Source organism: Amycolatopsis sp. DSM 110486 (genome assembly GCF_019468465.1).
Lineage (GTDB): Bacteria > Actinomycetota > Actinomycetes > Mycobacteriales > Pseudonocardiaceae > Amycolatopsis.
This window is the reverse complement of record NZ_CP080519.1, coordinates 5,570,028-5,589,974: the sequence shown is the minus strand read 5'-3', so window position 1 is coordinate 5,589,974 and position 19,947 is coordinate 5,570,028. Positions and strand designations below refer to the sequence as shown.

The following is a 19,947-nucleotide window of genomic DNA, read 5'->3' as shown; positions in this document are numbered from 1 at the left end:
AGGCTGGTTCGGCCGGCGACACCCAGCTCGGCGGCCAGTTTCCCAGCCGATCAACGTGTCGCCGCTGAGCGGCAACGCCTACCCGCCGGCACCTCGAGCCTCGGTCGCCGGGCAACTCCGAGCTCAGCGACCACCTTTTCCCACTGGGCAAGCTGTCGCCACTGAGCGGCAACACCCACCCTGACCGCGCCGAGAACCCTCGCGGCCCGGCGACTTCCAGCTCAGCGACCAATCCCCCGTCGGCCAAGGCGTCGCCATTCAGTGGCAACACCCGCCAGACCGGGCCGCAGGGCTCGATCGCCGAGCCTCGCCACTGAGTGGCGACACCCGCCGTTGCCGTGGTCAGCAGCAGGAAACCCACAGCCAACCTGCCGATCCAGCCATTCGCCACTCAGCGGCAACCGCCCCATCCCCACGGCGAAGGCCAAGGCCGCCCCGCCACCAAACGGCGAAATCCGAACCGAACACGAGCCGGTGACCTCAGTCACCACCCCGGAAATACGGAGGCCCGCCGACCGTCGCCATTATGAGGCGAACGGCCTGCGGGCCTCGGGTCGAACCGAAGTCAGATGTCCTGGACCGGGTTGGTCAGGGTGCCGATGCCTTCGATGGTGATCGAGACCGACTCGCCGTCGACGATCGGGCCGACGCCCTCGGGCGTGCCGGTCAGGATGATGTCGCCGGGCAGCAACGTCATGACGCCCGAGATGAACTCGACCAGCTCCGGCACCTTGTGCACGAGGTCGGACGTGCGGCCGTCCTGCTTGACGTCGCCGTTGACCTCGCTGCGCAGGGCCAGGTCCGACGGATCGATCGACGTCTCGATCCACGGGCCGAGCGGGCAGAACGTGTCGAAGCCCTTCGCGCGGCCCCACTGGCCGTCGGACTTCTGGAGTTCGCGGGCGCTCACGTCGTTCGCCACCGTGTAGCCGAGGATCGCGCTCGCCGCTCGGTCGGCGGACACGTTCTTCACCGGCTGGCCGATGACGATCGCCAGCTCGCCCTCGAAGTCGATGCGACCGACGTCATGCGGGCGACGGATCGGCACATTCGGGCCGATGACCGTGGTCGACGGCTTGATGAACAGCATCGGGGCCGACGGCACCTCGTTGCCGAACTCGGCCGCGTGCTTCGCGTAGTTCCGGCCGACGGCGATGACCTTCGACGGCAGGATCGGCGCGAGCAGGCGGACGTCGGCGAGCGGCCACCGCTTGCCGGTGAAGTTCGGCTGGCCGAACGGGTGCTCGGCGATCTCCAGGACTTGGGCGTCGTCGCCCTCGCCCTCGATCGAAGCGAACGCGACACCACCACTGGGATGAGCAATACGGGCTAGACGCACTCGGCCAGTCTACGTACGCCGCCGCCGGGGCGCTCGCCCCCGGCGGCGCGAACGGTCCCCTCGCGCCGTCTCGGACCGAATGGACCCCTCGCGTCGCCCACGACCTGCGGATCGATCGCCGCGAGGTGCACGAGAGGTCCGTTCGCCCGCTTTCTCACCGGAAATCCTCGACGACCACGCCGGCCATGCGTCAACCTGACCGCACAGCCATCGACGCAGCCCACCGACGAACCCGGCAGAAAGGAGCCGCCGATCTCAGACGCGAGCCGCGAGGCTCTTGTGGACGAGCGCGTCGCACATCGCCATCCAGCTCGCCTCGACGATGTTCCCGTGCACACCGACAGTGGTCCATTCCCGCTCACCGTCGCTGGATTCGAGCAGGACACGGGTCACCGCGTGAGTGCCCGGGTTGGACGGCAGGATGCGCACCTTGTAGTCGGACAGTTCCACGGCGTCCAACCAGGACAGGTGGGGGCTGAGCGCTTCCCGCAGGGCGGCGTCCATCGCGTGCACGGGCCCGTTGCCCTCGGCCGTCGCGATGACGCGTTGCCCGTTCACGTGGACCTTTACCGTCGCCTCCGAAACGACCTCGCCGCCGGACCGGTGATCGAGGACGACACGGTAGGACTCCAGGTGGAACGGCGGCGTCACCGGCTCCTCACCAGACACGTCCTCGACTTCGCGGCGCAGCAACAACTCCAGCGAAGCGTCGGCGGCCTCGAACGACCAGCCCTCCGCTTCGAGGTCCTTCACCTTGCGCACGGCGTTCGTCAGCGCTTCGGGCCGGCCGGCAAGGTCGACCCCGAGTTCACGTCCCTTGAGCTCGAGGCTGGCCCTGCCGGCCATCTCCGTGACCAGTACCCGCATGCCGTTGCCGACTGAAGATGGATCGATGTGGTTGTACAGCAACGGATCCACTTTGATCGCGCTCGCGTGCAGCCCCGCCTTGTGGGCGAAGGCCGACGACCCGACGTAAGCCTGGTGGGTGTCGGGTGCGAGGTTCGCGATTTCGGCAAGCGCATGGGAGACCCGGGTGAGCTCGGCGGCACCTCCGATCGGGAGGACCTCCATTCCGAGCTTGGTCACGAGGTTTCCCGTCACGGCGAACAGGTCGGCGTTGCCGGCCCGCTCCCCGTAACCGTTCGCGGTGCACTGGACGTGCGTCGCGCCGGCCTGCACCGCGGCGACGGAGTTCGCCACGGCGCAGGAAGTGTCGTCCTGGCAATGGATTCCCAAGCGGAACCCGGTCTTGTCCTTGACCTCGCGCACGGTCTCCGCGAGGCCGAGCGGCAGCTGGCCGCCGTTGGTGTCGCAGAGCACGAGGACGTCCGCGCCGGCATTGGCGCCGGCGTCGAGTACTCGCAGCGCGGTGTCGCGCGAGAAGGCGTACCCGTCGAAAAAGTGCTCGGCGTCGAGGAACACGCGCCGGCCCTCGCCGGTCAGGAACGCGACGGTGTCGCGGACCATGGCGCACGCCTCGTCGACGTCGACGCGCAGCGCGCGTTCGATGTGCCGGAGGTCGGATTTCGCCACCAAGGTGACCACGGGCGCTTCGGAGTCCAACAGCGCGCGGACCTGCGGATCCTCGGACGCGCGGGTGCCAGCCTTGCGCGTCGACCCGAAGGCGACGAGCGCTGCGTGCTTCAGCTCCAACTCGCCCTTCGCAGCCCGCGCGAAGAACTCCGTGTCCTTCGGCAATGCGCCCGGCCAGCCACCCTCGATGAAGCCCACGCCGAGTTCGTCGAGCAGCCTGGCGACTGCCAGCTTGTCGGTGACGGAGTACGTGATGCCTTCGCGCTGGGCGCCGTCGCGCAGGGTCGTGTCGTAGAGGTGGAAGGCGTCACCGAGGGGCGTTTCGGCGGGCTCCGTGCGGGTCACGGTGTCTCCTTGGGCGGGGCGGAACCTGTTTCTGGCAACAAAAAAACCTCCCGCATGGGTGCGAGAGGTTGCGCGCCGGAAGCTCTTGTGGAGCGTCTATCCGGCGCGCTCGGCGATAATGATCGAGATGGCGGTCATGGCTTGCATGATGCCACAGCTCCGCCCGGCATCCAAGTGCCGGGCGGAGCTTCCCACCTCCTGGGAGCCCATCAACGGGACAGACCAGCCAGGTACGCGCCGAACGCCTGCACTGCCGAAGCGTTGCGTGGGCCCTCCACGAGAGCTGCGTAGGGCAAGGCGAAGAAGCGGCCCTGCTTCACGGCCGGGATGTCACGCAGGCCGGACTGCGACCGGAGGAAGTTCTCCTTGTCGGCGACAGTGCCGACCTCGCCGCCGTAGTCGTTGATGAGGATGACGTCGGGCGCGCGTTGGACCACGGCCTCCCAGCTGACCGTAGTCCAGCTGTCGTCGACGTCGGAGAAGATGTTGGTGCCGCTCGCTTTGGTGATGATCTCGTCGGGGGCCGGCGTTGCGGGCGGCCGTGAACGGCTGGTCGCGGCCGTCGTCGTAGAGGAACATTTTCGGCCGTTGCCCCTGAGTGGCGACGGCCTTCGTGACGGCTGCGGCCTGGTCGCTGTACTGCTTCACCAATTTCTCCGCGCGGTCGTTCACGCCGAAGATCTTGCCGAGATTGCGCAGGTCGGTGTACAGCGCGTCGAGCGGCGGCATGATGCCGCGCTGCTTGCCGACGCCGTTGCGGCAGGCTTCGGTCAGCTGATAGCTGGATGCCGAGCTGCGTGAGCGTGTCGGGGGTGAAGCCTGTGCTCTCGGAGAAGCCGTAGTTCCAGCCCGCGAACACCAGGTCGGCGCCGGCGCTCTGCACGACTTCGCGGTTGCTTCTCGGCGAGCTTGGGCACCTTCGTGAAATCGGCTTTCCACGGCGAAGACGCGACGCCACCCGACTGTCCTTTGTCGACGACGTAGCCGGCCATCCGGTCGTCGAGACCGAGGGCGAACATCAGCTCGGTGATGCCGATGTCGTTGGTGACCACTCGCGACGGTGGCTTTCGGACGCTGAGCGGCTGACCGCAGTTGGTCACCGTCACCGGATACCCCGCCGGCGCGACACCACTGTCCCCTTCGGACACCTGGGCACCACAGCCCGTCACGGAGAGCGCGGCCACCAGGACCATCGCGACCGTCTTACGCATGGCTGTCCTCCTCGGACTCGAGCCGGTCGAACAACAGCTGGGGCCGGCCGGCCGGCCGGTGCGTCACCACGTGGGCGCGCACGCCGAACACCCCGGCCAGCAGATCAGGGGTCAGCACCTGCGCGGGCGTTCCGCTCGCGACGAGGCGGCCGCCGTCGAGGACGTGCACGTGTCGCACGTCGCAGCGGCGAGGTGAGGTCGTGGAGCGCGGCCAGCACGGTCGGGCCACTTCGCCGCACGAGAGCGAGGATCTCCAGCTGGTGGCGGATGTCGAGGTGTTGGTGGGCTCGTCCAGCACGAGGATCCACGGCTCCTGCGCGGGGGCGCGCGCGATGAGCACGCGTTGCCGTTCGCCGCCCGAAAGCGTCAGGACGCCGCGGTCGGCGAACTCCGCCAGGCCGACCTGCTCGAGCGCGCCGCGCACACTTGCCGATCCGTGGCGGTCATGCGGTCGAGCAGGCCGTGGTGCGGCAGGCGGCCCATGGCGACGACCTCGGCGACCGTGAAGTCGAACTCCGTGTGCGACTCCTGAGTGACAGCCGCGATCGCCCGCGCCTGGTCACGCGGCTGAAATCCTCGAGGGGCCGGTTGTCGAGCAGAACGGCGCCTTTTGAAGGCTTGAGCACGTGGTAGACCAAGCGCAGAGTGGTGGTGTCGAGCTCCGCTGGCGGCGAACTAGTTGCGGCTTCGTCGCCACGCTCGGACTCGCCGCTGAACGGCGACGCCCGGGATGACCCCGTCGGAGGCGAGCCGATTGGGCCGGCGTCACCGCGCGAGGATTCGCCACCAGCCGGCAACGGCCGGAGCCGGCGGTCCGGAACGTAGGATGGCCGGGGCGAACCGACGATGTCGGATCCGGCCGACGGCGAATCGTCGGAGGCTCGGCCGACATGCTCGGATTCGCCGCTGATCGACGACAGCGGTGGCGTTCCCGTCAGACCCGGGTTGGCGTCGGCAGGGTCGTCGCGGGAGGGTTCGCCGCTTTTCGGCGACAACCTGAGCGACGGGTCGGGGCCTCCGATGGGCAGATCAGAGCCGCGCGAACCGGGTCCGGCCGGCGCGGAGGAGTCAGCGGATGTGTCGCCGGCTTGGATTCGCCGCTGAACGGCAACGCCGGTGACGGGCGGGCCGTGGCAGAGTCGGCAAGGCCAGAGTCGCTGCGCGAGGATTCGCCGTTGGCCGGCGACACCGGAGGCGACCCGTCGGAAGCCGCTGGGAAAGACGGCGAGGAGTCCGGACCGTCAGACGACGGGAACTTCGGAGGTGGCACCGGCAGGCCACGATCTGCTCAAGGGTCCACACAACAAAGACGGCAGCCACGCCAAAGAGAGCAGGGGTGTCGTCTCCCGTAGACCGCGACGGGAGGGACGACGGTGGTGCGAAAACCACCGCCCGTGTCGGGCTCGCCCGCGGTCTGCGAAGAACACAGACCGCGGGCCTACCGTTGCGGGTCAGCGCCGGATTTCGACCGGCTTCCGCGGCGGGGTTCCTACAAGAACGTCAGCTGACGTTGCGCACGTTCGACGAGACGAGCGCGGCCAGCCGGTCGCCGATCGCCTGGGTGGTGCCGGGCGACGCCTGGTCGCGCGTCGCCAGGTCGAAGGCCACGGACGCCTCGATGCGGCGCGCGGCCTCCCTGTGGCCCAGGTGGTCGAGCAGGAGCGACACCGAGAGCACCGCGGCCGTCGGGTCGGCGAGACCCTGGCCGGCGATGTCGGGGGCGCTGCCGTGGACCGGCTCGAACATGCTCGGGTTGCGGCGCGTGATGTCGAGGTTGCCGCTGGCAGCGAGGCCGATGCCACCGGTGACGGCGGCCGCCAGGTCGGTGATGATGTCGCCGAACAGGTTGTCGGTGACGATCACGTCGAAGCGCGACGGGTCCGTGACCAGGTGGATCGTGGCGGCGTCGACGTGGGAGTACGCGACTGTGACGTCGGGGTGCTCCAGCGAGACCTCCTCGACGATCCGCGACCACAGCGACCCGGCGTACTCGAGCACGTTGGTCTTGTGCACGAGCGTGAGGTGCTTGCGCGGCCGCTCTTCGGCGCGGTTGAACGCGTCGACGACGACGCGTCGGACGCCGAACGCCGTGTTGACGCTGACCTCCGTGGCGACCTCGTGCTCGGTGTCCTTGCGCAGCAAGCCACCGTTATTGGTGTACGGGCCTTCGGTGCCTTCGCGCACCACAACCATGTCGACCTCGCCGGCGTCGGCCAGCGGGCCGCGCACGCCCGGGTACAGGCGCGCCGGGCGCAGGTTCACGTGGTGGTCGAGCTCGAAGCGCAGGCGCAGCAGCAGCCCTCGCTCGAGGATGCCGCTGGGCACCGTCGGGTCGCCGACCGCGCCGAGCAGGATCGCGTCGTGCTGACGCAGCTCGCCGAGCACCGACTCGGGGAGCAACTCCCCGGTCGTGTGCCACCTCGCGGCACCGAGGTCGTAGTTCGTGATCTCCGCCGTCGGTGCTACTTCACCGAGCACCTTGAGCGCCTCGGAGACCACCTCGGGCCCGATCCCGTCACCTGGGATCACCGCGAGCCGCATCCACACACCTCCGTAGACCAGGCCACCGAACGCACCGATGGCCCATCCGCAAGAAAACGCCAGCAGCGGAAGGTTACCGGCCGTAGACAAGACGCCGTAGCCGCACCACCCTTATGCCGCATCCTCCCGCAGGGTGAGACACCTGAACGGGTGAAAGGCAAAGGGGCCTCCCGGGTCCCAACGACCCGGAAAGCCCCCTATCGCCGCTATTCGGGGAACCTGACCAGCGAGACAAGCCTTCCCCGATCGGAGGACCCCGTCACCCTGCCTGGCCGGGTGACGGGGCCTTACCTCACGGCCGTGTCACCGTCGACTCGATCCGCACGACACCCGCGCGCGAGCCGGCCGCGTTGTGGTGCTCGATCGCCAGCAGGCCCTTCGGCTTGTCACCGGCGATGGCCGCCGCGTTACGGTTGACCACCAGCTGGGTGCCGGGCTTGGCGACGTAGCCGAGGGCCGCGTCACCGCCGCCCTGCACCGAGAACGCCGGCGCCAGCGCGTCGAACGAGAGCGACGTGCCGACGAAGTCGATCAGCCCGTCGGTGCTGCCCGGCGCGACGTAGTACCCCGCCGTGCCGACCGTGTAGCTGATCCGGTGCGACGCCTCGTTCGGGTCGATGCCCAGCGCGGCGATGCTGACCGGCAGCACGATCACGTTGGTGTCGAACACGTTGGTGTCCACGTCGCCGAGCTGACCGTTGACGGCCTGCACGTCCACCGTCGGGTTGCCCGCCTGCGTCAACGACACCGTGGCGGCCAGGAGCACGTCGGTGCCCGTCGCCTTCGTCACGAAGGTCTCGAAGTCCGGCTGGCCGTCGCCGGTCGTGTCGAAGTCGACGAACGGGATCGTGTTGCTGCCCAGGTTCGCGAAGTCGCCCCAGGTCGTGAGGCCGAACGCGAGCATGGCGTTCTCCGGTTCGCCCTGCGCCTTGGCGAGCGGGGCCGTCGACGCCGCACCGATGTAGCGCAGGTCGCCGCCCTTCGCGGTGCCGTTGAGCGTGCAGTCGGACGAGACGCCCGCGCCGCACTCCGGCAGCTGCGCCGATTCGGCCTGCAGCTCCAGCACGCTGACCAGCGAGCGGTAGCGCTGCGCGCCGGTGCCCTGGTCGATGCCCTTGCCGCCCAGGTTCAACACGGCCTGGTTCTGGCTCCCGCCGAAGCGCACGCCGGCCGGCGTCGTGATGGCCGAGACCGGTTTCGGCGCCGAGTACACGGCCACCCGCAGCGGCACCGTGGCGCCGTTCTTCGGGGTGAACGCGACGCGGCCCGAAGCGTCGGCCACGAACTGGCGGGCGAGCCCGGCCTGCGCGGCCTCCATGGTCGGGTCCATGACCTTGCGCAGCGCCTTCGGGTCGGTGATCTTCAACGTCACCTTCACCGTCGCGACCCCGCGCGGGTTCAGCTTCACCGAGCTTTTGTCCACTGTGTACTGCACGCCGGGCAGTGAGTCCACGGCCTCGTACGCCACCGAGTACTCGACCGGTGCGGTGCCCTTGTTGACGACCTTGATCGTCTTCGAGAGCGTGACCGGTCCCGCCGCCTCGACGGTGCCGAACGTGACGCTCACGGCACCCGGGTCGTCCTGCACGTAGGCGAGCACCTGGTTGTCCAGCGCGGCCTTGGCGTCGATGCGGCCGGTGCCCACGCGCTGCGGCGCGTAGGTGTGGCCGGCGCCGTCGGTGAGTTCGTGCACGGCCGAGCCCACGACGTCGGCCTTGACCTCCTCGACGTTCCAGTCGGGGTGCGTCTGGCGGACCAGCGCGGTGATGCCTGCGGTGTGCGGGGTGGCCATCGACGTGCCCGAGATGGAGAGCCGGCCGTTGCCGCTTCCGCGGAACGCCGACGTGATCGTGTCACCGGGCGCCGTGACGTCCGGCTTCACCGACGGGCCACGGCCACCACGCGAGGTGAACGAGCTCGGGGTGTCCACGATCGTCTTGTCCGTGGTCTGCAGGCTCGCCCGCCCGGCGCCGAAGAAGTGCACCGTCAGCGTGCCGGCGGTCAGGCCAGGGCGCACGGCCGTGGTGGCCTTGCCGGTGAGCTGGAACATCGGCACACCGGCGTTGCCCGCGATCCCGGCAGCGGGGTGCTCCAAAGTGGACGACAGCAGCACGCCCTTGGCTCCGGCGGCCTGCGCGTTGTTGGCGCGCGCCGCGGAACCACAGGCGCGGGTGGAGTCGTTGTCGTCCCACTCCAGCCACGCGATCTTGCCCGCGACCTTGGCCTTGTCCTCAGCGGAGAAGGCATTGCAGCCCGCGTTGTTGGCGGCTGAGATCGGCACGACGGGCGCGGTGAGGTCGAGCGTGTCGTAGCCCGTGTAGTCCTGGCTGTACTGGCCCGGCTGCTGTCCCTTGATCGGAGCCGTGACCTCGAGGGCGTCCTTCAGCTCGCCGGCGTCGCGGCTGCTGGCGACGGTGAGCGCCTCGGGCGTGTTGCCCGGCGAGCCCGCGACGTCGTTGAGGTCGCCGCCGTTGCCCGCCGCGAGGACCGGCAGGACGCCGTTCTGGGCGAGCTTGCGCACGAACAGCGAGTCGGGGTCGTCCGGCGCGCCGAAGTCGCTGCCCAGCGACAGGTTGACGATGTCGAGGTGGTCGGTGAAGTCACCGTCGCCGTCGGGGTCGAGCGCCCAGTCGAGCGCCTGCGACGTGACGTTCGTCGAACCGGTGCAGCCGAACACCTTGAGCGCGTAGAGCAACGCCTTGGGCGCGGTGCCCGGGCCGATGCGCATGGCGTCGAGCTGCTTCTTGTTCAGCTTCTTGTAGTTGCCGGTGAACGTGGTGCCGTCGGCGTTCACACCGAAGCCCGCAATGGTGCCGGCCACGTGCGTGCCGTGCTCGCCGCACGCGATGGGGTTGGAGTCCGGCTTCGGCGTGGGCGAGCCGGTCTTGCCCTCGGCGTCGTAGTCGTCGCCGACGAAGTCCGTACCGCCCACGACCTTGGCGCTCGGGAACAGCGGCGACGGCTTGGTCCGGTCCACTGCCTGGTAGGCCGCCGGCGTGCCGGGGCCACCGAAGTCGGCGTGGGTGTAGTCGATGCCGTCGTCGATCACGCCGACGCGGATGCCGTCACCGAACTTGCCGGTCTGCTGCCAGCTGGCGAGCGTGTTGGTGAGCTGCTCGGCGCTGGCGTTGTTCTTGGTCTTCGGCACGACCGTGCGCACCGAAACGACGTCGGGACGCTTCGCGAGCTCACGGATCTTTGCCGCGTCTGCGGTCACTACGGCGCCCGCGACGGCGTTCGACGTCTGCGTGACCAGCTGCGTGCCCGCGTCGGCCTTCTTGAGCTGCCCGACGACGGAGTTCACCGCGGCGGCGACGTCCGCCTTCGCGGCGCGCGCAGCCTGCTTGGCCTTCTCCTTGCCGGCGCCCTTGCCCTGCTCGGCGTTGAACGCGTCGACGGCCGGCTTCTTCGCCAGCTCCACGAACGCGGTGATCTTGCCCCGCGCGGCGTCGAGCCGCGGCGAGATCTTGCCCTGCAACCCCGCGGCGGCGACCTTGGCCGGCGCGACCGGGTCGGCGAGCGGCGCACCCTGCGCCGACGCGCCAGACGCGGCGGAGACGGCTGCGGCCAGGACCACCGCGGACACGGCAGCCGTCGAACGCGCAGCCCACCCGGGCAACCGGGATCTGCTCATGAGTACCCAACCCCTTTACTCGAGGCCTGGATCGCGAACCTGCCTGGCGCTCCCCGATCACCACCCCCGACAGGTGAGCACCGGCGCCGCACCGTGCTCTCACGGCGCGTGGTTCTGCCTCGCGGCACAGAACCTAGCTGCCCGATACACCTACTTTCGTGGCGAAAATGCTCCGTTATACGAATGTTGCCCGTCTGGGTGGACTCCACAAAGAAAGCCCCTTCCCCCGCCACTCGGACGGGGAAAGGGGCTTTCGAAAAACGGGCGGAGCTAGTTGAAGTCCACCGCGCGGATCGTGTGCGCACCCACGGTGGCGCCGATCGGCTCGAGGACGTTGCTGTCCACGTGGCGGTCGACGCGCAGCAGCATCACGGCGTCGGAGCCGTCGGTGGTCTGGCTGATCTGCGCGGCCTCGATGTTGATGCCGGCCTCGCCGAGCAGCGTGCCGACGCGGCCCATCACGCCCGGGCGGTCCGGGTAGTCCAGCAGCAGCACGTTGCCCTCGGCGCGCAGGTCGAAGTGACGACCGTTGACCTCGACGATCTTCTCGACCTCGTCCTTGCCGGTCACCGAACCGGACACCGTCAGCACGGCGCCGTCCGCGTGGACCGCACGCACCGTGACGAGGCTGCGGAACTTCGGGCTCTCGGTCTCGGTGACAAGATCCACCTGCACGCCCAGCTCCTCGGCGAGCCGCGGCGCGTTGACGAAGGTGACCTGGTCGTCGACGACAGCGGCGAACACCCCGCGCAGCGCCGCGAGCTGCAGCACCGACGTGTCCTCGCTGGACAGCTCGCCCTTGACCTCGACAGTCACCGACGTCGGCGCCTTCGGGCTCAGCGCCGTGAGCACCGTGCCCAGCTTCTGCGTGAGCGACAGGTACGGCCGCACGTGCTCGCCGACGGCGCCGCCGCCCGAGACGTTCACCGCGTCCGGCACGAAATCGCCGCGCAGCGCCAGCAGCACGGAACGGGCGACGTCGGTGCCCGCGCGGTCCTGCGCCTCCGAGGTGGACGCGCCCAGGTGCGGGGTGACGACCACGTTGGGCAGCTCGAACAGCGGGCTGGCGGTGGTGGGCTCGGTGACGAACACGTCGATGCCCGCGCCGCCGACGTGGCCGCTGCGGATCGAGTCGGCCAGCGCCTCCTCGACGATCAGGCCACCGCGCGCGGCGTTGACGATGATCACGCCCGGCTTGGTCTTCTTGAGCGCCTCGGCGTCGATGAGGCCCTTGGTCTCCGGCGTCTTCGGCAGGTGGATGGAGATCGCGTCAGCGCGCTCGAGCAGCTCGTCGAGCGGCACGAGCTCGATGCCGAGCTGCGCGGCGCGGGCGGCCGAGACGTAGGGGTCGTACGCGATCAGCTTCGTGCCGAACGCGGCGAGGCGCTGGCTGAACAGCTGGCCGATCTTGCCGAGGCCGACGACACCGATGGTCTTGCCGTTGAGCTCGACGCCCGAGAACGAGCTGCGCTTCCACTCGCCACCGCGCAGGCTCTGGTCGGCGGCCGGCACGCGACGGGCGACAGAAAGCAGCAGCGCCACGGCGTGCTCGGCGGCAGACACGATGTTCGACGTCGGGGCGTTGACCACCAGCACGCCACGCTCGGTGGCGGCGGGCACCTCGACGTTGTCCAGCCCGACACCGGCGCGGGCCACGACCTTGAGCTGCGTGGTCGCGCCGAGCACCTCGGCGTCGACCTTCGTGGCGGATCGCACCAGGAGCGCGTCGGCGCTCTTCACCGCCTCGAGCAGCGCGGGACGGTCCGTGCCGTCCACATGCCGTACCTCTACCTCGTCACCGAACACACTCAGCACGGAAGGCGCGAGCTTCTCCGCGATGAGGACGACGGGTTTGCTGGGCTTGGTCACGATGCGGCTCCCACTATCTGGTCACGAAATCGAGGACGCTCTCCTACGGCGCACGCCGTTGTGCCCGGATGGGCGGGAGTTTAGCCCGGTCGGGGGCCCCGGTGCTGCCCGCGTTGTTAACTCGCTCGTAATCCGGCGAAAACTCGGTCGCGGGGCCGGTCAGGGTGGTCGGCGGTCGGGGTGGGTCGCTTGGGCGGGGATTGGGTTTGCGGCAAGGAAAACGGTGCCGGGGTGTCGACAGTCGGGGTGCGGCGGGTGGGGTGTTTTGTGTGTTCCACCTGGTGGGATGAGGTGGCGTGGTGAGGTTGGGGCGATTGGGGTGAAAGGGATTTATTACGTCGTGGTGCTCGGGTGAACGATGGGAATGTTCATTCGTTCGGGGGTCTATGGCGTGGGCGCGGGCTAGGGGTGAAGGGGACCTTCATCCCTTCGTGCGCAGCGCGATCCGGTGCACGGGTGCGTGGAGGGGACTTTGACACGTTCTCGGCCGGATGAAGGGGACCTTCACGCTGTCCCGAACATCCACCGCGGTCCAGCGCCGAATGAAGGGCCCCTTCACCGCTGCAACGGCCGCGAAGCCGCCCGCAATGGGTGAAGGGTCCCTCCGCCCCTTCGCCGTCACCCATCGCCATTCGCCTGCGCGTGGAGGGGCCCTTCACCCCTTTGCGGCGCGACCTCGACCCGTCCGCGGATGAAGGGGACCTTCACCCGCGGTTCGGCACCCACAGTGACCCGGCAATGCATGAAGGGGACCTTCATCCCTTCCCCGCCCCAGAGCCCACTACGGCCACACCCGGCGACCACCGGCGTTGCCGTTGAGGGGCGAAACCGGGACAGGCGGGCGGTACAGTGGCGAGGCGCGGTGAGGGCTGCGTCCCGTCCGCGGAAAGGGCTGAGCCCACCCCCGAAGTGAAGTGCGGTGCGTGCGCCTTCTTCCCTGCCCGGTGCCGGCGGACCACGGGCGAACCGAGGGAAGGAAGGACTCCCCCATGGCCGCGTTGCCCGCAAAACCCGATCTCGCCCAGCTGCGCAAGCGCGCGAAAGAGCTGGCACGCGCGGAGTCGATCAAGTTGTCCGAGGCGCAGTTCCGCGTCGCGCGCGGGCACGGGTTTCCAAGTTGGCCGAAGTTGCAGGCGTACGTCCGGCGCGTCGCCGAGGGTGGGCCGAATCTGCAGCACGCCTACCACGCCGACACCGAGTACTACGGCGAGCGCGCCCTCGGACTGCTCGCGTCCGCCGAGGACGGGACGGCCGGGGCGCGCGAGGCGTTCGAGCGCCACGACCAGCCGTTGACGCGCGAGGGCGCGCGGACGGTCGTCGCCAAGGAACACGGGTTCGGGTCGTGGCGCGGGCTGCGCCAGCACGTCGCGGCGTTGTCGGACAGTGGCGAGCCGTTCGCGCGGGCGTTTCGCCTCCTGGAGGCGAGGGACGTCGACGGGCTGGCGGCGGTGGTCGACGAGTTCCCCGAACTCGTCCACGTGCGCGGCACCAACGGCAACGACCTCCTCGGCATGGCCGGCGCCACCTGCGACGAGCGGCTCACGCGCGTCCTGCTCGAACGCGGCGCCGATCCCGCGCGGGGCAACGCCCACGGCTGGACCCCGTTGCACCAGGCCGCGTACAGCGATCTGCCCCTGCTCGCCGATCTGCTCCTCGACGCCGGCGCACCACTCGATGTGTCGGCGCGCGGCGACGGCGGGACGCCTCTCGTCGTCGCGTTGTTCTGGGGAAACCGGACTGTGGCCGAAAAACTGGCAACGCGCGACCGGTCCCCTCGCAATCTTCGCGTCGCAGCGAGCATCGGGGACGCCGAGCTGCTGGACGAGCTCGTCCGTCCGAACGGGACACTCACGCCGGCGGCGGGTGCGCACCGCGAGTTCTACCGGCCCCACAGTGGTTTCCCGTTGTGGCGCCCCAGCGACGATCCCCGGGAGATCCGCGACGAAGCCCTCAGCTGGGCAGCGCGCAACGATCGCACCGACACCCTGCGCACCCTCGCCGAGCGCGGCGCGGACCTCGACGCCGACGTCTACCGCGGCACCGCGCTCACCTGGGCCGCCGCGCAGGGCAAAATCGCCGCCGTGCGGACCTTGCTGGAGCTGGGCGCCGACGTGAACCGCGTTGGGACTTTCGGCGGCCCGAAGCACGGCGTCGGGATCACCGCTCTGCACCTCGCCGCGCAGAACAACCGGCTCGACGTCATCGAGGTCCTCGTCCGGGCCGGCGCCGACCTCGACGCGCGCGACGGCCTCTGGAACTCCACACCCGAAGGCTGGGCCGACGCGTGCGACAGCCCCGCCGCGCGCGCCCTGCTGGCGAAAGCCCGGTAGACAAGCGGAGTCCGTAGTCCGTATCGTCGACCCGAAGAGGCGGACTACGGACTCCGTTTCATCCACTGGGAGGACAACCATGACCACACCCCGAGAGGTCTTCGAGCGGCTTTCCGAGGGCATCACCGCGGGCCGGTTCAACGAGCTTTCCCAGCTCTACGCGGAGAACACCGTCGTCGAGCACCCCACCGCGATCCCCGTCCCCGGCCGAATCGAGGGTCGAAAAGCGGTGCACGAGCGGTTTGTGGGCGGACTGGGGGCGACGCTCCGGCTGTCGACCAGCGACGTCGTCGTCCACGAGATGACGGACCCCGAGGTGATCGTCGCCGAGTTCCGGTACACGGCGGAATCGTCGCTCAGCGGCGAAAAGACCGAAACCGAGAACATCCAGATGCTGAGGGTGCGCGACGGGCTGATCGTCCACAGCCGCGACTACCACGACTACCTGCGGATGGCGGCGGTCCAGGGAGCGGCGGCCGGGCTCGCCGAGGCGTACGCCCAAGTCCCGCCCCACGAACCCGGCCCGGTCCAGCCGCGGCCGGCGCGGCTCGCCGACCGCAAGAGCCCGCTGGGTGTGTTCCAACGGCTCTGTTACGGCGTTTCCGACCAGCGCTGGTCCGAGCTGCCCGACCTCTATGCCGAGCAAACCGACGTCCGCCACCCGTTCCTGCCGGGCGCGCCCATGCTGAAGTCCCGCGAAGACCTGCGCACGCACTTCGCGCTGGCCGGGGAAATCGGCATCCGCATGCAGGCCACCGACCTCGTCACCTACCAGAGCACCGACCCCGAGGTGCTGATCGGCGAATTCGCCTACGAGGGGCAACTCGGCGCAACGCCGTTCCGCGTCAACAACATCTTCGCGCTGCGCGTGCGCGACGGGGAGATCGTCGAGTCGCGCGACTACGGCGACCACCCGGCGCTCGCGGCCGCGACCGGCCGGCTCCAGGAGCTGGTCGACCGCGTAATCGCCTAGGCCTCGAGGTCCTCAGGCAGGTCGAACTCGCCGTCACGGACGCCCTTCACGAACGCGTCCCACTCCGACGGCGTGAACACGAGCACCACGCCGTCCGGTTTCGACGACTGGCGCATCGCGACGTACGTGACGCCGTCGGTGTGCGGCACGAAGGCGTACTCCACGCAGTCCTCGAGCGTGACGCCTTCGGGCTCGGCCCTGATCCAAGGGGCGTCGGTGAGGTCCAGCTCGTGCCGGATGTGCGCCTTGTCGTCGACGGGCTGATCACTCATGGCACCAGCGTATCGACCCACCGCGACAGGTCTCGCCGCTGAACGGCGAAACCACCGAAAAGGCCCCCTCACCTGCGGGTGAGGGGGCCTTTCGAACGATCAAGCCATCACAAGACGATCAGGCGGTCTCGGTGATCGGCCGGTCCACCCACGACATGAGGGCACGCAGCTTCTTGCCGGTCTCCTCGATCGGGTGCTGGTTGCCCTGCTCCTCGAGCTTGATGAAGTTCGGGCGCCCGGCCTCGTCCTCGGCGACCCACTCGCGCGCGAAGGTGCCGTCCTGGATCTCGCCCAGGATCTTCTGCATCTCCTGCTTCACCGCCGGCGAGATCACGCGCGGGCCGCGGGTGAGGTCGCCGTACTCGGCCGTGTCGGAGATCGAGTAACGCTGACGCGCGATGCCACCCTCGTACATGAGGTCGACGATCAGCTTGAGCTCGTGCAGCACCTCGAAGTAGGCGATCTCCGGGGCGTAACCGGCCTCGGTCAGCACCTCGAAGCCCGTCTGCACCAGCGCCGACGCGCCACCGCAGAGCACGGCCTGCTCGCCGAAGAGGTCGGTCTCGGTCTCCTCGGTGAACGTCGTCTTGATGACGCCCGCGCGCGCACCGCCGATGGCGGCCGCGTACGACAGGGCCAGCGCCTGGGCGCCACCGGTCGCGTCCTGCTCCACCGCGATCAGGCAGGGCACGCCCTTGCCGTCCACGAACTGGCGGCGCACGAGGTGACCCGGGCCCTTCGGGGCGACCATGGCGACGTCGACGTTGCCCGGCGGCTTGATCAGGTCGTAGCGAATGTTGAAGCCGTGGCCGAAGAAGATCGCGTCGCCGTCCTTCAGGTTCGGCGCGATGTCCTCGGAGTAGATGAAGCGCTGCTTCGTGTCCGGCGCGAGGATCATGATCAGATCGGCCTCGGCCGCGGCCTCGGCGACGTTCAGCACGCGCAGGCCCTGCTCCTCGGCCTTCGCCCGCGACTTCGACCCCTCCGGCAGGCCGATGCGGACGTCGACACCGGAGTCACGCAGGCTCAGAGAGTGGGCGTGGCCCTGGCTGCCGTAGCCGATCACGGCGACCTTGCGACCCTGGATGATCGAAAGGTCCGCGTCGTCGTCGTAGAAGATTTCCACTGCCATGGGGGTACTGCTTCCTTTCGGGTTACTGCTGAAGAATCGACTTCTCAAGAATCAGCGGGGCGAGGTGGCGGTGATCGAGCGGGCCCCGCGACCCACCGCGACCATGCCGGACTGCACGAGCTCACGGATGCCGTACGGCTCGAGCATGCGCAAAAGTGCGCCGATCTTGTCCGATGTCCCGGTCGCCTCGACGGTGAGCGCCTCCGGGGACACGTCCACCACCTTGGCACGGAAGAGCTGGACGGTCTCGAGGACCTGGCTGCGCACGGTCGCGTCGGCCCGGACCTTCACGAGCAGCAGTTCACGCTGCACCGCGCTGGACTGTTCCAGCTCCACGATCTTGATCACGTTGACCAGCTTGTTGAGCTGTTTGGTCACCTGTTCGAGCGGTAGCTCTTCAACGGCGACCACGATCGTCATGCGGGACACCTCGGGGTTTTCCGTAGGGCCCACGGCAAGAGACTCGATGTTGAAACCGCGGCGGGAGAACAGGCCGGACACCCGGGCTAGCACGCCGGGCTTGTTCTCGACCAGCACGCTCAACGTGTGGACGGTCATCGGTTTTCTCCTTCCGCGGCAGCTTCGGCGGCTTCGAGGGTCTCGGCGGCTTCCTGCGAAACCTCGTCGTCGTCGAACAGCGGCCGGATGCCGCGGACGGCCATGATCTCGTCGTTGCCGGTGCCCGCGGCCACCATCGGCCACACCTGGGCATCCTTCCCCACGACGAAATCGATCACGACAGGACGGTCGTTGATCTCCATCGCGCGTCGGATCGTCGCGTCGACGTCCTCCTTGGTCTCACAGCGCAGCCCGGCGCAGCCGAGGGCCTCGGCCAGCAGCGTGAAGTCGGGGATGCGGTGCTTGTGGGTACCGAGATCGCTGTTGGAGTACCGCTCCGAGTAGAAGAGGTTCTGCCACTGCCGGATCATGCCGAGGTTGCCGTTGTTGATCACGGCGACCTTGATCGGCGCGCCCTCGATGGCGCACGTGGCTAGCTCCTGGTTGGTCATCTGGAAGCAGCCGTCGCCGTCGATCGCCCACACCTGCGTGTCGGGCAGGCCGAACTGCGCACCCATGGCCGCCGGGACGGCGAAGCCCATGGTGCCGAGGCCGCCGGAGTTGATCCATGTACGCGGCTTCTCGTACTTCACGAACTGCGCGGCCCACATCTGGTGCTGGCCGACGCCGGCGGTGAAGACCGCGTCGGGACCGGCGAGCTCACCGATGCGCTCGATGACGTACTGCGGCGACAGCGAACCGTCGTCGGGCCACTCGTAGCCGGCCGGGTAGGTGTCGCGCCAGGAGTCGACCTGCGTCCACCAGTCGGTGAGGTCCGGCTGGTGCCCGTGCTCGAACTCGGCCTTCACGGCGGCGATCAGCTCGCCGATGATCTCGTTGCAGTCACCGACGATCGGCACGTCGGCCTTGCGGTTCTTGGAGATCTCGGCCGGGTCGATGTCGGCGTGGATCACCTTCGCGTCGGGCGCGAACGACGACGTCGCGCCGGTGACGCGGTCGTCGAAGCGGGCGCCGAGCGCGATCAGCAGGTCGGACCGCTGCATCGACGCGACCGCGGCGACGGTGCCGTGCATGCCGGGCATGCCGACGTGCTGGCGGTGCGAGTCGGGGAACGCGCCGCGCGCCATCAGCGTGGTGGCGACCGGGATGCCGGTCAGCTCGGCCAGCTCCAGCAGCTGCTGCGAGGCCTCGGCCTTGATCACGCCGCCGCCGACGTAGAGAACGGGCCGGCGCGCGTTCGCGATGAGCTTCGCGGCTTCGCGCACCTGCTTGCCGTGCGGGCGCAGCGTCGGGCGGTAACCCGGCAGCCGCATCTCGGGCGGCCAGGAGAACGAGGTCATCTCCTGCAGCACGTCCTTGGGGATGTCCACCAGCACCGGGCCGGGTCGGCCCGTGAGCGCCAAGTGGAATGCCTCGGCGATGGTCCGCGGGATCTCGGCCGGGTCGGTGACGAGGAAGTTGTGCTTGGTGACCGGCATGGTGATGCCGCAGATGTCGGCTTCCTGGAACGCGTCGGTGCCGATCAGCGCGCGCGACTGCTGCCCCGTGATGGCGACGACGGGCACGGAGTCCATGTTGGCGTCGGCCAGCGGGGTGACCAGGTTCGTGGCGCCCGGGCCCGACGTCGCCATGCAGACGCCGACCTTGCCGGTCGCCTGGGCGTAGCCGGTGGCGGCGTGCCCGGCGCCCTGCTCGTGCCGGACGAGGATGTGGCGGAGCTTCGTGGAGTCGAGCAGCGGGTCGTACGCCGGGAGGATGGTGCCACCGGGAATGCCGAAGACGACTTCGGCGCCAACGGCCTCGAGCGAGCGGACGAGCGACTGCGCGCCCGTGACCCTTACCGGGGTTCCCGCCGGCGGCGCCGGCTTCGGACGTGCTCCGGGGACACCGGGCGCGGTCGGCCCGGGCTTCGCGTCGCTGCGCGACGTGGCACTGGTCATCGGTTCTGCCTCGTGGGTTCTCGGTGTCACTCGTTCGGGTTGTCTGGAGCCGTACAGCCGGTCGGAAACCGGTTCTACGCAACAAAAAACCCCCGCCGACCGTAAGGTCGCACGAGGGTCGCGCGTCGACGCAGCGGACTCTTCCTAAGCGTCGACGCGCTGAGGAAGTACGAGGCCGGTCTGCGTTGTCACGGCGCTGACGTTAGACCGGCGTCCGCGCGAGTGTCAACTCTGCGAGACGGCGGTTCCGCATGCTGGACCGCCAGTACTGCTCTTCGGGCGACCCCTCGACCCGGGCGCAAGCACGCC

At 69.2% G+C, this 19,947-nt stretch carries 14 protein-coding genes, 1 pseudogene and 1 riboswitch; of the genes and pseudogenes, 2 read left to right on the top strand and 13 right to left on the bottom strand.

Translation table 11 applies throughout. The annotated features are described in order from the left end of the window. Window positions 1-565 precede the first annotated feature (565 nt). The 9 genes and pseudogenes from K1T34_RS27160 to serA all read right to left on the bottom strand — a co-directional run bounded on the left by K1T34_RS27160 (window position 566) and on the right by serA (window position 12,472). Window positions 566-1,339, bottom strand: a complete 774-nt coding sequence (locus tag K1T34_RS27160; RefSeq protein WP_220237617.1) for a fumarylacetoacetate hydrolase family protein — start codon at window positions 1,337-1,339, stop codon at window positions 566-568. A gap of 255 nt (window positions 1,340-1,594) precedes the next feature. Further along, complete coding sequence (gene cimA, locus K1T34_RS27155) at window positions 1,595-3,217, bottom strand: citramalate synthase (RefSeq protein WP_220237616.1); 1,623 nt, start codon at window positions 3,215-3,217, stop codon at window positions 1,595-1,597. Between the two features lie 209 nt (window positions 3,218-3,426). After that, entirely contained in the window at window positions 3,427-3,702 is a 276-nt protein-coding gene (locus tag K1T34_RS53565; protein WP_255638798.1) for an ABC transporter substrate-binding protein, read from the bottom strand. A gap of 103 nt (window positions 3,703-3,805) precedes the next feature. Continuing rightward, window positions 3,806-3,946 (bottom strand): annotated as a pseudogene (locus tag K1T34_RS53560) (iron transporter); the annotation flags it as partial. A gap of 41 nt (window positions 3,947-3,987) precedes the next feature. Next, on the bottom strand, window positions 3,988-4,410 hold the full coding sequence (locus K1T34_RS53555) for a hypothetical protein (RefSeq protein WP_255637622.1): 423 nt from the start codon (window positions 4,408-4,410) through the stop codon (window positions 3,988-3,990). A 10-nt stretch (window positions 4,411-4,420) separates the two neighbouring features. Next, window positions 4,421-4,852, bottom strand: a complete 432-nt coding sequence (locus K1T34_RS54485) for an ABC transporter ATP-binding protein (protein WP_304504290.1) — start codon at window positions 4,850-4,852, stop codon at window positions 4,421-4,423. A gap of 970 nt (window positions 4,853-5,822) precedes the next feature. Then, a riboswitch (cobalamin riboswitch) is annotated at window positions 5,823-5,905 on the bottom strand. 23 nt (window positions 5,906-5,928) lie between these two features. Beyond that, window positions 5,929-6,969: a 3-isopropylmalate dehydrogenase gene (locus K1T34_RS27140; RefSeq protein ID WP_220237615.1), complete on the bottom strand. Its 1,041-nt coding sequence runs from the start codon at window positions 6,967-6,969 to the stop codon at window positions 5,929-5,931. A gap of 292 nt (window positions 6,970-7,261) precedes the next feature. After that, window positions 7,262-10,603 (bottom strand): S8 family serine peptidase, encoded by a 3,342-nt coding sequence (locus tag K1T34_RS27135; RefSeq protein WP_220237614.1) that lies wholly within the window; start codon window positions 10,601-10,603, stop codon window positions 7,262-7,264. Window positions 10,604-10,873: 270 nt separating this feature from the next. Then, window positions 10,874-12,472: a phosphoglycerate dehydrogenase gene (gene serA, locus K1T34_RS27130; RefSeq protein WP_220237613.1), complete on the bottom strand. Its 1,599-nt coding sequence runs from the start codon at window positions 12,470-12,472 to the stop codon at window positions 10,874-10,876. Between the two features lie 989 nt (window positions 12,473-13,461). Here serA and K1T34_RS27125 point away from each other — a divergent pair. Further along, a complete protein-coding gene (locus K1T34_RS27125) occupies window positions 13,462-14,802 on the top strand; it encodes an ankyrin repeat domain-containing protein (RefSeq protein ID WP_220237612.1) in 1,341 nt (446 codons plus the stop codon). A 79-nt stretch (window positions 14,803-14,881) separates the two neighbouring features. Continuing rightward, entirely contained in the window at window positions 14,882-15,775 is an 894-nt protein-coding gene (locus K1T34_RS27120; RefSeq protein WP_220237611.1) for a nuclear transport factor 2 family protein, read from the top strand. Here the strand turns inward: K1T34_RS27120 and K1T34_RS27115 are convergent. From K1T34_RS27115 to K1T34_RS27100, 4 genes are all read right to left on the bottom strand, one after another. Beyond that, window positions 15,772-16,047: a DUF397 domain-containing protein gene (locus K1T34_RS27115; protein WP_220237610.1), complete on the bottom strand. Its 276-nt coding sequence runs from the start codon at window positions 16,045-16,047 to the stop codon at window positions 15,772-15,774. The genes K1T34_RS27120 and K1T34_RS27115 overlap by 4 nt on opposite strands. A gap of 118 nt (window positions 16,048-16,165) precedes the next feature. Next, on the bottom strand, window positions 16,166-17,179 hold the full coding sequence (ilvC, locus tag K1T34_RS27110; protein ID WP_220237609.1) for a ketol-acid reductoisomerase: 1,014 nt from the start codon (window positions 17,177-17,179) through the stop codon (window positions 16,166-16,168). Window positions 17,180-17,230: 51 nt separating this feature from the next. Next, window positions 17,231-17,737 carry an acetolactate synthase small subunit gene (gene ilvN, locus K1T34_RS27105; protein WP_220237608.1) on the bottom strand — a complete coding sequence of 169 codons (507 nt, stop codon included), beginning with the start codon at window positions 17,735-17,737 and terminating at the stop codon, window positions 17,231-17,233. Beyond that, complete coding sequence (locus K1T34_RS27100) at window positions 17,734-19,638, bottom strand: acetolactate synthase large subunit (RefSeq protein ID WP_220237607.1); 1,905 nt, start codon at window positions 19,636-19,638, stop codon at window positions 17,734-17,736. The genes ilvN and K1T34_RS27100 overlap by 4 nt, the downstream gene beginning before the upstream one ends. Window positions 19,639-19,947: the final 309 nt, after the last annotated feature.

What these genes read in the sequence shown, in the direction of transcription:
- K1T34_RS27135 (WP_220237614.1), bottom strand. Translation starts at nt 10,603, where the DNA reads ATGAGCAGATCCCGGTTGCCCGGGTGGGCTGCGCGTTCGACGGCTGCC.
- K1T34_RS27125 (WP_220237612.1), top strand. Translation starts at nt 13,462, where the DNA reads ATGGCCGCGTTGCCCGCAAAACCCGATCTCGCCCAGCTGCGCAAGCGC.
- K1T34_RS53555 (WP_255637622.1), bottom strand. Translation starts at nt 4,410, where the DNA reads ATGGTCCTGGTGGCCGCGCTCTCCGTGACGGGCTGTGGTGCCCAGGTG.
- K1T34_RS27115 (WP_220237610.1), bottom strand. Translation starts at nt 16,047, where the DNA reads ATGAGTGATCAGCCCGTCGACGACAAGGCGCACATCCGGCACGAGCTG.
- ilvN (WP_220237608.1), bottom strand. Translation starts at nt 17,737, where the DNA reads ATGACCGTCCACACGTTGAGCGTGCTGGTCGAGAACAAGCCCGGCGTG.
- K1T34_RS27100 (WP_220237607.1), bottom strand. Translation starts at nt 19,638, where the DNA reads ATGACCAGTGCCACGTCGCGCAGCGACGCGAAGCCCGGGCCGACCGCG.
- K1T34_RS27120 (WP_220237611.1), top strand. Translation starts at nt 14,882, where the DNA reads ATGACCACACCCCGAGAGGTCTTCGAGCGGCTTTCCGAGGGCATCACC.
- ilvC (WP_220237609.1), bottom strand. Translation starts at nt 17,179, where the DNA reads ATGGCAGTGGAAATCTTCTACGACGACGACGCGGACCTTTCGATCATC.
- K1T34_RS27140 (WP_220237615.1), bottom strand. Translation starts at nt 6,969, where the DNA reads ATGCGGCTCGCGGTGATCCCAGGTGACGGGATCGGGCCCGAGGTGGTC.